We start from the raw sequence: 14,308 nt of genomic DNA, 5'->3' as shown, positions 1-14,308 counted from the left end.
CCCAGCCGGGGCAGACGGGTCAGCCCAGTTGGGCGACCAGTTCGTCCACCGTCGTCACCGGGCGCTGGCAGGCGAAACCCCGGCACACGTACGCGGTGGAGCGCCCGTCGCGCATCGGCCGGTCGGCGAGCAGCGGCACCCCGGGCCGGTCCGGCTCACCCACCACCAGCACCGCACCGGGCGGGGCGTGCCGGTGAGCGGCGGCGACCAGCGGATCCCCCGCCGGGTCGGCGCTGACCACGGCGATCTCGTACGGTCCGGACAGCAAAGCCTCCCCGGTCGTGGCCGCGTACCCGGTGAACCGGGCGTGCCGGCCGACGATCGGCGCGACGGTCGACAGCGCCGCCTCGGCCGCCTCCCGGTAGCGGGTCTCGCCACTGAGTGCCGCGTACGCCACCAGCGCCGCGACGATCGCCGAGCGCCCCGACGGCGTGGCGTTGTCGGTGGGGTCGGCGGGCCGGGTGACCAGCCGCTCCGCGTCGTCGGCCGTGTCGTAGAAGCCGCCGTCGGGCGCGGCGAACCGGGCCAGGGCCACGTCGAGCAGCTCACCGGCCAGGGTCAGCCAGCGGCCCTCGCCGGTCAGCTCGTGCAGGGCGCAGAACGCCTCGGCGACGCAGCCGTAGTCCTCCAGCACGCCGGCCGGCTCGCCGACCCGGCCGTCCCGCGAGGCCCGCCGCAGCCGCCCGTCCACCAGGTGTACGCGGGCCAGGTGTTCGGCGGCGTCGCGCATCGCCCCGTCGGCGACGATGGTGATCCCCTCCAGCAGGTTGGCCTCCGCCTCGTCGCCGGTGAAGCCGCGCACCTCGACCAGCCGGACGAAATCCGCGAGGGCGGTGATCGCCAGGCCGTTCCAGGCGGCCACCACCTTGTCGTCGCGGGCCGGCTGGGGACGGGCGTCGCGGGCGGCCAGCAGCCGGCGGGCGACGTCCTGCCAGCGGGCGCGGATCTCCGGGTCGGCGTCGTCGACGTCCCGGGCCAGCCGGAGCACGCTCATCCCCTGCCCGCCGTGACCGCCCGCAGGGCCGTGCTGCGACCCGGAGGAGGGATGGGCGTCGAAGTTGCCCTCGTCGGTCACCCCGAACAGGTCGGCTGCCCACCGGCCGTCCTCCTCGCCGAGGGCCTCGACGAGCTGGGCCGGGGTCCAGGCGTACGTGAGGCCCTCGACGCCCTCGGTGTCGGCGTCGAGGGCCGACGCGAAGCCCTCCCCGGGCCGGTGCAGCTCGTCGGCGAGGAACCGGGCGGTGTCGCGGGCCACCCGGGCGGCGAGGCGGTCGCCGGTGAGCCGCCACAGCTGGGTGTAGACGCGCAGCAGCAGTGCGTTGTCGTAGAGCATCTTCTCGAAGTGCGGCACGGTCCAGTGCGCGTCGACCGAGTACCGGGCGAAGCCGCCGGCGAGCTGGTCGTGGATGCCGCCCCGGGCCATGGCCTCGCAGGTGTGCCGGACGATCTCCAGGCTGCGGGGGTCGCCGGTGCGCTGGTGGTGGCGCAGCAGGAACAACAGGTTCATGTGCGGTGGGAACTTCGGCGCCCCGCCGAAGCCGCCGTTCGTCTGGTCGTACTCCCGGGCGAGCTGTGCCGCGGCGGCGTCGAGCAGCCCGGCGTCCAGCGGTGCGGTGGGGCCACCGACGGCCTGCGCGCCGCCGATCGCCTCGACCACGGCGGCACCCTGCTTCTCCACCGCCTCCCGCTGGTCGCGCCAGGCGGTGGAGACCGACTGGAGCAGCCGCAGGAAGTGGGGGCGCGGGAAGTAGGTGCCGCAGAAGAACGGGGTGCCGTCGCCGGTGGCGAAGACGGTCATCGGCCACCCGCCCTGGCCGGTCATGGCCTGGGTGGCGGTCATGTAGACCGCGTCGACGTCGGGGCGCTCCTCGCGGTCCACCTTGATCGACACGAAACCCTCGTTCATCAGGGCCCCGACCTCGGCGTTCTCGAAGGACTCGTGGGCCATCACGTGGCACCAGTGGCAGGCCGAGTAGCCGACCGAGATGATGACCGGCACGTCGCGACGCTTCGCCTCGGCGAACGCCTCGTCGCACCACGGCCACCAGTCGACCGGATTGTCGGCGTGCTGGAGCAGGTAGGGGCTGGTGGCGCTCGCGAGTCGGTTCACCCGACGACCATATCCAGCCGGCGGCACGGCCGACCGCCCGACGCCGACAGGCCTTCCCCCATTAACCTCCGTCTATTTAGATCTGTGCATGGCCGCCGGCCCGGCGCCGGCGGGACCCCCACCGAGGAGGCACCATGCGCAGACTCCGGGCCCTGTCCGCCCTCGCCGCCGGCGCGCTCGCCGCATCGCTGCTCGCCCCCACCCCCGCCACGGCGGCCGTCGACCCGGACCGGCGGGTGTCGGCCACGACGGGCGTGGGCACCCACAACGCGTACGAGAAGGCGACCTACACCTACCTGGCCCAGTCGCTCGACGCCCGCCCCGGCCTGATCGAGCTGGACGTCTGGCCGGACATCTTCACCCGGCAGTGGCGGGTCAGCCACTCCAACCCCTTCGGCAACGACAACAACTGCGTGGCCGCCACCAGCCCCGCGCAGCTCTACACCGGCACCCGCAACAAGAACCTGGAACACTGCCTGGACAACATCCGGCTCTGGCTGACCGCCCACCCCGACGCCGGACCACTGATCCTCAAGCTGGAACTGAAGACCGGATTCAGCAGCCGTACGGGTCAGGGGCCGGTGCAGCTCGACGCGCTGCTCGCCGCCCGGCTCGGCGACCGGGTGTTCACCCCCGCCCAACTGCGCGGGTCGCACGCCACCCTGGACGCCGCCGCCCGCGCCGACGCCTGGCCCACCCGGCGGCAGCTCGCCGGCAAGGTGATCGTGGAGCTGATCCCCGGCACGGTCGAGGAGGGCAACCCGACCGACACCCTGTGGACCGACGTCGAGTACGCCCGACACCTGGCCGGCCTCGCCGCCGCCGGCACCCTGGCCCGGGCGCAGGCGTTCCCCGCCGTGCACCGGGCCCAGGCCGGCGACCCCCGCAGCCGGTACGCCGACGTGAGCCTGCGCCCCTGGTTCGTGATGTTCGACGGCGACGCGAACGCGTACGTCGGCGGTGGCATCGACACGGCCTGGTACTCCGCCAACAACTACCTGCTGATCATGACTGACGCGCAGAACGTCCCTCCGGCCGTCGGCGCCGACCCGGACGCGGCCCGTGCCCGGGTCGGCGAACTGGCCGCCCGCCACGCCAGCATCGCCTCGGCCGACTGGGCGACCCTGCCCACGGTCATCCCCACCCTCCTCCCCCGCGCCTGATCCCTCCCACCCACCCCGCCTGCCGCTCCTCCCGGGCGGCCGGGAGGAGCGGCAGGCGGGGCCGGGAAGCGCTCAGGAGGCGCCGTCGGCGCGGAGGGGGAAGACGTTGGGGCGGGCCTCGTCGAGCAGCGAGCCCAGCACCGCACCGATCTTGTCGGCGGGCATCGGCTTGAAGAAGTGGTAGCCCTGGGCCGCCGTACAGCCCAGTTCGGCCAGTGCGGCCCGCTGGGCGGCCGTCTCCACCCCCTCGGCCACCACCCGCAGGCCCAACTCGTGAGCCAACCCCACCGTGGTACGCACGATCGCCGCCGCCTCCGGCGAGTCCGCCATGCGGATCACGAAGGACCGGTCGACCTTCAGCTCGTCCACCGGCACCCGGGTGAGGAAGGTCAGCGAGGAGAAACCGGTGCCGAAGTCGTCCACCGCGAGCTGCACGCCCATCGACCGCAGGGCGGTCAGCACCTGGTCGATGACCTCCAACTCACTCATCACCACCGTCTCGGTGATCTCCAGGACCAGCCGGTGCGCGGGCACCTGGTGCCGGCGCAGCGCCTCGGCGATCTCACCGGGCAGCCGGGGGTCGAGCAGGCTGCGGGCCGACAGGTTCACCGAGATCGGCACGGTCAGCCCCTGCCTGGCCCAACCGGCGGCCACCCCGAGGGCCTTGTCGACCACGTAGCGGGTGAAGGCGCCGAGCTGTTCGCTGTTCTCCACCGGGCGGATGAAGTCGGCCGGCCCGAGCCAACCCCGGCGCGGGTGCCGCCACCGGATCAGCGCCTCCACCCCCGTCGGCGCACCGGTGGCCAGGTCAACCGCCGGTTGCAGGGCCAGCACCAGCTGGTCGTCGGTCTTCAACGCCTCCCGCAGCTCGGCGAGCAGCGCCAACTGGTCGGTGCTGGCCGCGTCGCGGGAGCTGTCGTACGTGGCGACGCTGCCGCCGCCCTCCTTGGCCTGGTACATCGCGATGTCGGCCCGGCGCAGCAGCTCCGTCAGGTCGGCGGTGCCCGCCCCGGCCACCACCACCCCGACGGAGACCTCGACGGACATCCGTACCCCGGCCACCTCCGTCGGAACGGCCAGCCGCTCGGCGATCTCCCGCGCCTGGCGCAGCGCGTACGCCATGGGGGCCGCACGGTCGTCCACCACCGGCACCGACGTCAGCAGCAGGGCGAACTCGTCGCCGCCGAGGCGGGCCAGCAGGTCACCGGGGCGGGCCAGGGCGGTCAACCGGCTCGCGGTCAGCCGCAGCAACTGGTCGCCGGCGGCGTGCCCCAGCGTGTCGTTGACCTCCTTGAACTGGTCGATGTCGAGCAGCAGGAGCGCCACCGGGTGGTTGTGGGCGAGCTGCCGCAACGCCTCGTCGCCCCTGCCCAGCATCGCGGCCCGGTTGACGAGCCCGGTCACCGGGTCGTGCACGGCCTCGTACGACGACCGGGCGGTGACCAGACGCAACTCGCGGTGGGTCGCCGCGTCGTGCAGCGCCGCCGCGACGGCGTCGCTGTACGCGGCCACGGCGTCGCGCTCCCGCCCGCTCGGCGGCGCCGCGTGCGGGAACCGGATCCGCAGTCGGCCCACCTGGGTTCCGCTGACCGTGAGCGGTCGCACGATCTCGTGCGGATCGGGCTCGGTGTCGGCCGGCGGGGTGGTCTCCCGGTCGACCACCTGGCCACCGGCGTCCCCCCGGTAGCGTCGCCAGCGACCGTCGCCCCGGATCACCTCCACGTCGACGAGTTCGGCGTCGAAGAGGGTGAGGGCTCCGCTGACCGCCGCCGTGGCCACCCCCCGCTCGTCGAGCTGGTTCAGTGCGGCGGTGGCCTCGGCGAACGCCCGCCACGTCCGCCGTTCCCGGTCGGCGCGCAGCCGGTGCCGGTAGGTCTGTTGGAGCAGCCACAGCGGCGGTGGGAGCAGCAGCAGCCAGCGCGGATCGATCTCGACCAGGGCCACCACGACCAGCCCGACGACCACGTTGCCGACGAACATGTTGAGCTTGCCGTGCAGGGCGGCGAGCAGCGGCCGGCCCAGGGGGATGCCGTGTCGCAGCGACAGCGTCACGCCGCCCAGCCAGGCGGTGACGAGCAGGTAGGTGACGGCACCGGCCACCACGGCCGCAGCGGCCGGGGGCGTGGGGGCGGTGGCCAGCAGCGGCTGGCCCAGCGCGGTGGTGACCACGACGGCGAGGGCGGTGGCCGCCGTCAGCGAGGCCGCGATGCGGACGACCTCCAGCACGGGCTGGCGCTCGCCGAACACGGACAGGCCCGTCCAGGCGAGCCCCACCCCGACCAGGGTGGCGGCGGGCAGCCAGCCCGGCGGGGCGAGGTAGAGGCAGACGACCAGGGCGGCCTCGCCCCAGGTGATGCTGACCATGCCGGCGGCGGCCCGGAACCGCAGACGGGCCAACTGGGCCACGGCGAGCACGGCGACCGCCAGGCCGAACCGGGCGGGACCGCCCAGGGGATCGTCGGCGGGCAACCGGACGGGCAGCGTCAGACCCACCACCACGGCCACCAGGGCGGTTGTCGCAACGGCGGCGGTGAGCACGAGGACCCGGGGCGGTAGGCCGCGGGCCTCTGGCCGATCTGTCGGGGAACCGGCCCTACCGGAGGTCACCGACCCGCTCCCGCGGAGGCGGCCCTGCCGGCCGGAGGTACGTGTGGTGGGAGACCGGACGCACGGCGGGCGGACACGACTGTGACGGCCATCAGCGCCCCCTCCCGCGCACGACTCAGAGGACGTTCTGGTCCCCCGGCGGAAGGCTAAGCCAAAGCCGGTGGCCGCAACAGGGGTCGACAACCGGCTTCGACGTGAATCATGCCCCGATCAACCGTCCCGGCGCTGCTGGGAACGGATAGGAGCGCTCCCGGATGAATCCTGGGTGGCGGTCCCGTCTGTCGGATCGACGACGCTGGCGTCCACCCGGTCGAGGTCGGCGGCACCCGTCTCCGTGGGGAACCGGTCGGGCAGCCGGCGCAGTCGGGCGTTCATGTTCCGGATGAGCAGGACGGTGGCGGTGGCCAGCACCAGGATCAGGAACAGCCCCATCGGCCCGGCCAGGCCGCCCGTGCGGGTGTTCCCGAAGTTGTTCTGCGCGAGCACCTCGGCAGCGGTCAGCATGTCGTTCCTTCGGCTCTTGGTTTGCTCCCAGGGTAGCCCGGCCCCAGGTCAGCGGGCATGGGCCGTCTCGCGCACCCCGGCGAAGAGGTCGGACTCGGGCAGCGGGCTGTCGACCAGCGAGCGGACGAGTTCGAAGTCCTCCGTCGGCCACGCGCGCTTCTGCAGCTCCATCGGCACGTGGAACCAGAAGCCGTCCGGGTCGACCTGGGTGGCGTGGGCGCGCAGCGCGTCGTCGCGGACGGGGAAGTAGTCCGCGCACTCGACCCGGGTGGTGATTCGGGGCCCCTTGTCGGGGCGGTCCTCCCAACGGGTGAGCCACTCCTCGTACGGCGACTGGAGACCGGCGGCCAGCATGCCCCCGTGCAGCGCCATGATCTTGCCCTTGGAGAAGCCGATGTCGTAGTAGAGCTTCAGGGGCTGCCACGGCTCACCCAGGTCGGGATAGCGCTCGGGGTCGCCCGCCGCCTCGAACGCGGCCACGCTGATCTTGTGGCACATGATGTGGTCGGGATGCGGGTAGCCGCCCTCCTCGTCGTACGTGGTGACGACGTGCGGACGGAACTCACGCATCAGGCGCACCAGCGGACCGGCGGCGACCGCCACGTCCTGCAACGCGAAGCAGCCCTCGGGCAGCGGCGGCAGCGGGTCGCCCTCGGGCAGGCCCGAGTCGACGAAGCCCAGCCAGGCCTGCTCGATGCCGAGGATGGCACGCGCCGCGTCCATCTCCGCGCGGCGGATCTCGGCGATGTCGGCCCACACCTCCGGCCGGTCGAGCTTGGGGTTGAGCACGCTGCCGCGCTCTCCACCGGTGCACGTCACCACGAGGACGTCCACCCCCTCGGCGACGTACTTCGCCGTGGTCGCGGCCCCCTTGCTCGACTCGTCGTCGGGGTGCGCGTGGACGGCCATCAGTCGCAGTTGCTCTGCCAACGTCGGCGCTCCTCGTCTCTGCCCACCGGTCGCCCGTCCGGGTCGCCCGGCTGACCTGTCGGAATCCTCCCCCGCTCGCGGGCGGGCCAGGGCGGGCCTGCCAGCTGTGACGACCGGGCGGGTGGGAGAATGGACTCTAGCCATTCTTGCCGATGCCCCCGACAACCACGCCAGGAGATACCCGCCGGTGACCGAGACGCACGCCACAGTACCGCCGGGCGCGCCGGTGTTCCCGCCCGGCCGGTACGGCCGCCGCCGCGAGCCGGGGCGCCGCCGGCCGGTGCTGACCACGCTGCTGGCGCTGGCCGCCGTCGCGGCCCTCGGCCTGGTCTCGTTGCGGCTCTACCAGCAGTACGGGAACCCGGCCTACGACGCCCAGGTGATCACCTACACCGAGATCACGGACGGCCAGGTGGTGGTCGACTTCCGGGTGACCGTACCGCCGGGCGGGTCGGCGGTCTGCCTGCTGCGCGCCCGCGACCGCGACGGCGCCGAGGTCGGCCGGGAGACCGTCACCGTGGCCGCCGCCCAGGGTGAGCGGGAGATCATCGCCCGGCACCGGCTGGCCACGGACTCCCGTCCCTTCATCGGCGAGGTGGTGCGCTGCCGGCCCGCCGGCTGACCACGGTCCCGGTGGAACCACACCCGGCGACCGTCGCCGGGTGGCCGCACCCGGGGTGTTGTTCCTGCCCGGTGCCGGCCTCGGGGCTCATGGTGATCACGGACACCCCCGTGTCGTGGGGCACTGGTAACTTGGAATTTCACCTGTCAGCCAGCACGCACATTAGGGAGATCGCCTGTGTCCACTGGCAACGAGGCGTCCGCCACCTGGCTGTCCCAGGAGGCGTACGACCGCCTGCAGGCCGAGCTCGACGAGCTGATCGCCAACCGGCCGGCGATGGCGGCCGAGATCAACGCCCGGCGCGAGGAGGGCGACCTCCGCGAGAACGGCGGCTACCACGCCGCCCGCGAGGAGCAGGGCAAGGCCGAGGGACGGATCCGGTACCTGCAGGAGTTGCTGCGCACCGCGCAGGTCGGCGAGGCGCCGACCGCCGACGCGGTCGCCCCCGGCATGGTCGTGACGATCTACTTCGACGACGACAAGGACGACACCGAGACATTCCTGCTCGGGTCGCGGGAGATCGCCTCGACCACCGAGCTGACCGTCTACAGCCCCGAGTCGGCCCTTGGCCAGGCGATCCTGGGCGGCCGGGCCGGGCAGACCTGCACCTACACGGCGCCCAGCGGCGCGGACATCAAGGTGACAGTGGTCAGTTTCGAGCCGTTCTCCGGCTGAACCGACACGTCGTCGGGGCGTGGGAGGAGAAGGTGCGGGGCGCGGGGGACCGGCGTGGAGCTGCTCGCCGCGCCGCCCTGCACGGGCTGCCCCCGCGACGACCGAACCGGCACCGAACGCGCGGAGGTGTGGCACCGTCCGGTGTCACACCTCCGCGGCGAAGACCACCTGGTAGCCGCTCGCTCGCAGCGCACTGATCAGCGAGTCCGAGTGCGCCACCCCCCGGGTCTCCACCGACAGCGCCACCTCCACCTCACCCAGGCGCAGGTGCGGATTGGCCCGCTGGTGCTCCACGTCGACCACGTTCGCGCGGTGCTCGGCGATCTCCCCGAGCAGGGAGGCGAGCTGACCGGGCCGGTCCGAGCAGCGGACGGTGACCCGCAGGTAGCGTCCGGCGGCGGCCAGCCCGTGCTCGATCACCCGAAGCATCAGCAGCGGGTCGATGTTGCCGCCGGAGAGCACGGCGACCACCGGCGTCTCCACCTGCACCGCACCCGACATGAGCGCGGCCACGCCCACCGCGCCGGCCGGCTCCACCACCTGCTTGCCGCGCTCCAGCAGCATCAGCAGGGCCCGGGAGATGTCCTCCTCGGCGACCGTGACCACCTCGTCGACCAGCTTGCGGACGTGGGTGAACGTCAGCTCGCCCGGCCGCCCCACGGCGATGCCGTCGGCGATCGTGCTGAACGACGGCAGGCGTACCGGCTCCCCGGCCGCCAGGGAGGGCGGGAACGCCGCCGCGCTGGCGGCCTGCACCCCGATCACCCGCACGTCGGGGCGTAACGCCTTGGCGGCCACCGCCATCCCGGAGACCAGCCCACCGCCGCCGACGCCGGTGACGATGGTGCGCACCTCGGGACACTGTTCGAGGATCTCCAACGCGACGGTGCCCTGCCCGGCGATCACGTCCCGGTGGTCGAACGGGTGGATCAGCACCGCGCCGAAGCGCTCGGCGAAGGCCTGCGCGGCCACCAGCGACTCGTCGACCGTGTTGCCGACCAGTTCGACCTGGGCGCCGTACCCCTTGGTCGCGGCGACCTTCGGCAGCGGCGCGTTCACCGGCATGAAGACCGTGGCGTGGATGCCCACCAGCCCCGCCGCGAGCGCCACCCCCTGGGCGTGGTTGCCGGCGCTGGCGGCCACCACCCCGCCGGCCCGCTCCGCCTCGGACAGCCGCGAGATGCGCACGTACGCGCCGCGCACCTTGTACGACCCGGCGCGCTGGAGGTTCTCGCACTTGAGCCACGCGGGCCCGCCGAGCGCGGCGCTCAGCGGCCGGGACGGCTCCAGCGGAGTGGTACGGACGACCCCGTCGAGCAGGTCCCGTGCCGCGCGTACCTCGTCCAGGCTGACCAGTTCCGTCATGCCTAGATCGTGCCATCCGCCCTGCCCGGCACCGGCGACCTGGTTCGGTACCGGTGACGCCGGCGACGCCTGGCCCCGGCACCGGCCGGCAGCGGCCCGGCACCGGCCCGGCACAGCCGGCACCGGCGTGACGTTCTACGACGCGGCCGGTGCGGACGACGCGGCGGATGCCGGATCAGCGGCGATGCCGGACGTTGCCGCCGGTTCCGCGATGCTCATGCCGGGCAGGATCGGGCCGGTGGGCATCGACCGAGTGATCCGGGCGGTCTGGGCCGCCGAGATCCGATGGATCAGCACGATCAGCGACACCCCGGCCACCACGCAGAACACCGCCGGAACCAGGTACTCACCGGTGGCCGAGGCGTAGTGGTCGGCGTACGCCCGGAAGTCCGCCGAGGTCTGTGGGAACGGCAGCGCCTCGTACTCGGCGACGGAGGACCGCGCGATGAACCGCTCCGCGAGGAGGAACACCAGCCAGGCGCCCCACCACAGGTGCACCAGCAGCGGGGTGCTCAGCCGCCACAGACTTTCCCGGGCGATGTTGGCGACCACCCGGTGCGGCATCACGAAGTTGACGAACGGCACCAGCCACCCGGCGATCGCCCACCCGCCGGAGTTGGTGGGCCCGGTGCCCGGGAAGGCGTCCAGGTTCGTCCGGGCCCGCCACGTCCAGACGATGACGAGCACGACCGCGACCAGGAACGCGACCAGATACAGCAGACCCGCCGCCAGATCCAGCACCCCCGCGGTGAGCAGGAACGCCTCGCTGTCGAGGGAGTCGGCCGCCCGCTCGGCGAGCAACGCGTTGACCGGTTGGACCGCCACCGTCAGCAACAGGAACAGGGTGGTCGCGGCGACGGCGACCGAGGCGGCCCGACCGACCCCCCGGACCGGGCGCACCCGGACACCCGGGCGCAGAGCGGGCGATCCGACCGGCGTACGACAGGTCGGGCATTCCCCGGTGCGTCCGTCGTGGTCGGTGTCGCAGGTGTGGCAGCGCATGGTCGACGTCCTCCCTGGTGATGGCACCGGGAGCGTAGATGATCACGCCTTGGCTGGCCAGCCCGTTCCGACCCGCGGGTGACCGGGGGCGTGCCGAGGCCACGGGCTCGCCATCTCGAACTGGCCGGCGATGCCGAGCAGCAGCAGCTCCGAACCGGGCGGCCCGACGAACTGCACGGCCAACGGAAGCCCGTCGGGGCGGCGCCCCACGGGCACCACCAGCGCCGGCAGCCCGGCGATGTTCCAGGGCGCGGCGTAGGGGGCGTACCGGATGTTGGCCTTCATGTTCGCCAACCAGGACCGGCCGGACCAGCCGACGGCCTCCGGCGGCGCGCCGGCCAGCGCCGGGGTGAGCAGCACGTCCACCGAGTGGTCGGCGAAGAAGTCGATCGACCGTTGCCGCCAGGCCGCGCGGTCGGACTGGCGGACGTACCCACGCCGCTGCGCCCAGTCGCCCAACGCGACGTGCCGGCGGCTGCGCCGCTGGAGGTCGCGCGGGTCGACCCCGGCGGCGCGCACGTCGGCCGCCGCGGCGGCGAACCAGGTGGCGATGCCCTGCAGGCCGAGCGCCGTCGGGTAGGTCGGGTCGGCCGGCACCGTGTCGTGGCCGGCGGCGGCGAGCAGCCGTCCGGCGGCGGCCACCGCGTCCCGGTTCGGCGCGTCCGGCGACACGCCGCGCACCGGGGAGCGCAGGGAGACGCCGACCCGCAGCCGCTGCGGCGGCACCAGCTTTGCCTGGGGCCGGCCGGCGAGCACCTGGAAGCCCACGGCCGCGTCGGCGACGGTGGTGGTGAGCATGCCGTGCTCGGTCAGACCGAACCAGTCCTCGGCGCCGAGCTGGCAGGGCACCACGCCCCGCCCGGGTTTGAGCCCGACCAGGCCGCAGCAGGCCGCGGGGATGCGGATCGATCCGAGCCCGTCGTTGCCGTGCGCGATCGGCACGAGGCCGGCGGCCACCGCCGCCGCCGCGCCACCGGACGATCCGCCCGGGGTGCGCCGGGTGTCCCACGGGTTGCGGGTGACGGCGGTGTCGTCGTCGGTGAGGCCCCACAGGCCCAGCTCCGGCATGCGGGTCACCCCGAGGATGACCGCGCCGGCGCCGCGCAGCCGCCGGACCACCTCGTGGTCGGCCTCCGCCACGCCGGTACGCACCGCCGCCGAACCGTTCCAGGTGGGCAGACCCGCGACAGGGGTGTTCTCCTTCACCGCCACCGGCACCCCGGCCAGCGGAAGGTTGGCCAGGTCCTCCTGCTCGTCGACCTTCTCCGCCTCGGTGACCGCCTCCCCGCCGCGCACCGTGCGGAACGCGGCGAGGTCGACGTCGGCCCGGGAGACGTGGTCGAGGTGGTCGGCGACGACCTGGGTCGCGGAGACGTCACCCCGGCGTACGCCCCGGGCGATCTGCTTGGCTGTCGCCCCGACCCAGGTCGGCATGATGTCCTGCACGGCCACCCTCTCCAGCCAGCGGTCAGCCCAGCGCCTGCTCCAGATCGGCGAGCAGGTCGTCGACCGTCTCGATGCCGACAGACAGTCGCACGAGATCGCCGGGAACTTCAAGCGGCGAGCCGGCAGCACTTGCGTGTGTCATCCGGCCCGGGTGCTCGATCAGGGATTCCACCCCACCGAGGGACTCGGCGAGCACGAAGAGCTTCGCCCGGTTGCAGATCTGCACGGCGTGTTCCTCTCCGCCGGCCGCGCGGAAGGAGATCATCCCGCCGAACCGACGCATCTGCTTCGCCGCGATCCCGTGACCGGGGTGCGCGGGCAGGCCCGGGTAGATCACCTGGCCGACCTTGGCGTGCCCGTCCAGGTACGCGGCGATCCGCTCGGCGTTGTCGCAGTGCCGGTCCATCCGGACGCCGAGGGTCTTGATGCCGCGCAGGGTGAGCCAGGCGTCGAACGGGCCGTTGATCGCGCCCATCGCGTTCTGGTGGTAGCGCAGTTCCTCGCCGAGGTTCCGGTCGGCGGCCACCAACGCGCCACCGACCACGTCGGAGTGTCCACCGATGTACTTGGTGGTGGAGTGCACCACCACGTCCGCCCCGTGCGCCAGCGGCTGCTGCAGGTATGGCGAGGCGAAGGTGTTGTCGACCACCAGCAGCGCCCCGGCGTCGTGCGCGACGCCCGCCAGGGTGGCGATGTCGGCGATGCCGAGCAGCGGGTTGGTGGGCGTCTCCAGCCAGACGATCTTCGTGCTGCCCGGGCGGATCGCGGCCCGCACCGCGTCGGGGTCGGAGACCTTCGCCGGGGTGTACGCGAGCCCCCAGCGCTCGGCGACCTTCGCGAACAGCCGGTACGTGCCCCCGTACGCGTCGTCGGGGATCACCACGTGGTCGCCCGGGGCGCACACCGTACGCAGCAGGGCGTCCTCGGCGGCCAGACCGCTGGCGAAGGCGAGCGCGACCGGTCCGCCCTCCAGCGCGGCGAGGCACTCCTGGAGGGCGTCCCGGGTGGGGTTGCCCGAGCGGCTGTACTCGTAGCCGAGCCGGGGCGCGCCGACGGCGTCCTGGGCGTACGTGCTGGTCTGGTAGATCGGAGGGATCACCGCACCGGTGCGGGCCTCCGGGTCCTGGCCGGCGTGGATGGCGAGCGTCTCGAAGCCGTGACTCATTCCGCAGACGTTAGTCGTCGAGTTCTTCCCACCGGGTGGAACCCACCCCGGCGTCACGCAGGCGGACCGTCGGCCCGGTGGAGAGGGGACGCCTGTCGCCGGGCGGCGGACCGTCGCCCTACCCTGAGCAGGTGGCGGGGTGTGTGTTCTGCGGGATCGTGGCGGGCGAGGTGCCGGCCTTCCGGGTGGCCGACGAGCCGGACGGGCTGGCGTTCCTGGACACCCGGCCGGTGTTCAAGGGTCACGTGCTGGTGGTGCCGCGCCCTCACCTGGTGACCCTGGCCGACCTGCCACCCGAGGCGCTCGCCGGCTACTTCGGGCTGGTGCGGCGGCTGGCGGTGGCGGTGGAGTCGGGTCTGGGCGCGGGCGGCACGTTCGTGGCGATGAACAACAAGGTGTCCCAGTCGGTGCCGCACCTGCACACCCACGTGGTGCCACGGACGAAGGGCGACGGGCTGCGGGGCTTCTTCTGGCCCCGTACCCGCTACGCCGACGACGTCGACGCGCAGACCCACGCCGACCGCATCGCCGCGGTTCTGTGAGCGGAATCGCCGTGGTTCTGTGAGCGGAGAGATCTTGGTAGGAAAGGGCCCTGGGAGGGGCCGAGATCGTCCAAGATCTCGGGCGGCGGTGGGGTGGAACCCGGTCAGGTCCGTGGCGCCCCGCTGTCCGTGGCTGAGTGGCGGCGGGGCGGGTAAGGAAGCGGGGCCCGCCGGCGT

The 14,308-nt window shown here is 73.4% G+C and carries 12 protein-coding genes; 4 read left to right on the top strand and 8 right to left on the bottom strand.

What is annotated here, in order from left to right; genetic code table 11:
- Window positions 1–19: 19 nt before the first annotated feature.
- Window positions 20–2,110, bottom strand: coding sequence for a thioredoxin domain-containing protein (locus GA0070616_RS17655; RefSeq protein WP_091083687.1), 2,091 nt, complete (start codon window positions 2,108–2,110; stop codon window positions 20–22).
- Window positions 2,111–2,244: 134 nt separating this feature from the next.
- Between GA0070616_RS17655 and GA0070616_RS17650 the strand changes: the two genes are divergently transcribed.
- Window positions 2,245–3,273, top strand: a complete 1,029-nt coding sequence (locus tag GA0070616_RS17650; protein WP_091083684.1) for a phosphatidylinositol-specific phospholipase C domain-containing protein — start codon at window positions 2,245–2,247, stop codon at window positions 3,271–3,273.
- A 72-nt stretch (window positions 3,274–3,345) separates the two neighbouring features.
- Here the strand turns inward: GA0070616_RS17650 and GA0070616_RS17645 are convergent, their stop codons facing one another.
- The 3 genes from GA0070616_RS17645 to mca all read right to left on the bottom strand — a co-directional run bounded on the left by GA0070616_RS17645 (window position 3,346) and on the right by mca (window position 7,314).
- Window positions 3,346–5,811 (bottom strand): putative bifunctional diguanylate cyclase/phosphodiesterase, encoded by a 2,466-nt coding sequence (locus tag GA0070616_RS17645; RefSeq protein ID WP_425412960.1) that lies wholly within the window; start codon window positions 5,809–5,811, stop codon window positions 3,346–3,348.
- A gap of 279 nt (window positions 5,812–6,090) precedes the next feature.
- Window positions 6,091–6,384 carry a hypothetical protein gene (locus GA0070616_RS17640; protein WP_091083677.1) on the bottom strand — a complete coding sequence of 98 codons (294 nt, stop codon included), beginning with the start codon at window positions 6,382–6,384 and terminating at the stop codon, window positions 6,091–6,093.
- Window positions 6,385–6,432: 48 nt separating this feature from the next.
- Window positions 6,433–7,314 carry a mycothiol conjugate amidase Mca gene (mca, locus tag GA0070616_RS17635; RefSeq protein WP_091083672.1) on the bottom strand — a complete coding sequence of 294 codons (882 nt, stop codon included), beginning with the start codon at window positions 7,312–7,314 and terminating at the stop codon, window positions 6,433–6,435.
- A 187-nt stretch (window positions 7,315–7,501) separates the two neighbouring features.
- Between mca and GA0070616_RS17630 the strand changes: the two genes are divergently transcribed.
- Together GA0070616_RS17630 and greA are read left to right on the top strand one after the other, a co-directional pair.
- On the top strand, window positions 7,502–7,936 hold the full coding sequence (locus GA0070616_RS17630) for a DUF4307 domain-containing protein (protein ID WP_091083667.1): 435 nt from the start codon (window positions 7,502–7,504) through the stop codon (window positions 7,934–7,936).
- Window positions 7,937–8,113: 177 nt separating this feature from the next.
- Window positions 8,114–8,611 (top strand): transcription elongation factor GreA, encoded by a 498-nt coding sequence (greA, locus tag GA0070616_RS17625; RefSeq protein WP_091083663.1) that lies wholly within the window; start codon window positions 8,114–8,116, stop codon window positions 8,609–8,611.
- A gap of 144 nt (window positions 8,612–8,755) precedes the next feature.
- Here the strand turns inward: greA and ilvA are convergent, their stop codons facing one another.
- The 4 genes from ilvA to GA0070616_RS17605 form a co-directional block, all read right to left on the bottom strand.
- Window positions 8,756–9,976: a threonine ammonia-lyase gene (ilvA, locus tag GA0070616_RS17620; protein WP_091083660.1), complete on the bottom strand. Its 1,221-nt coding sequence runs from the start codon at window positions 9,974–9,976 to the stop codon at window positions 8,756–8,758.
- A gap of 135 nt (window positions 9,977–10,111) precedes the next feature.
- Window positions 10,112–10,876 carry a DUF4328 domain-containing protein gene (locus GA0070616_RS17615; RefSeq protein WP_175440110.1) on the bottom strand — a complete coding sequence of 255 codons (765 nt, stop codon included), beginning with the start codon at window positions 10,874–10,876 and terminating at the stop codon, window positions 10,112–10,114.
- 144 nt (window positions 10,877–11,020) lie between these two features.
- Entirely contained in the window at window positions 11,021–12,430 is a 1,410-nt protein-coding gene (locus GA0070616_RS17610) for an amidase (RefSeq protein ID WP_091083654.1), read from the bottom strand.
- A 16-nt stretch (window positions 12,431–12,446) separates the two neighbouring features.
- Window positions 12,447–13,589, bottom strand: a complete 1,143-nt coding sequence (locus GA0070616_RS17605) for a cystathionine gamma-synthase (RefSeq protein ID WP_091083650.1) — start codon at window positions 13,587–13,589, stop codon at window positions 12,447–12,449.
- Window positions 13,590–13,720: 131 nt separating this feature from the next.
- On the opposite strand from GA0070616_RS17605, the gene GA0070616_RS17600 reads away from it, so the two are divergent.
- Window positions 13,721–14,131 carry an HIT family protein gene (locus GA0070616_RS17600; protein ID WP_091083648.1) on the top strand — a complete coding sequence of 137 codons (411 nt, stop codon included), beginning with the start codon at window positions 13,721–13,723 and terminating at the stop codon, window positions 14,129–14,131.
- The last annotated feature ends 177 nt before the right edge of the window (window positions 14,132–14,308 follow it).

It is taken from the genome of Micromonospora nigra (genome assembly GCF_900091585.1).
Lineage (GTDB): Bacteria > Actinomycetota > Actinomycetes > Mycobacteriales > Micromonosporaceae > Micromonospora > Micromonospora nigra.
Note: the sequence above shows the minus strand (reverse complement) of the source record. Positions and strands in the feature narration are given on the sequence as shown.

Coding starts and splice junctions, on each gene's coding strand:
- GA0070616_RS17650 (WP_091083684.1), top strand. CDS start 2,245: ATGCGCAGACTCCGGGCCCTGTCCGCCCTCGCCGCCGGCGCGCTCGCC.
- GA0070616_RS17640 (WP_091083677.1), bottom strand. CDS start 6,384: ATGCTGACCGCTGCCGAGGTGCTCGCGCAGAACAACTTCGGGAACACC.
- ilvA (WP_091083660.1), bottom strand. CDS start 9,976: ATGACGGAACTGGTCAGCCTGGACGAGGTACGCGCGGCACGGGACCTG.
- GA0070616_RS17605 (WP_091083650.1), bottom strand. CDS start 13,589: ATGAGTCACGGCTTCGAGACGCTCGCCATCCACGCCGGCCAGGACCCG.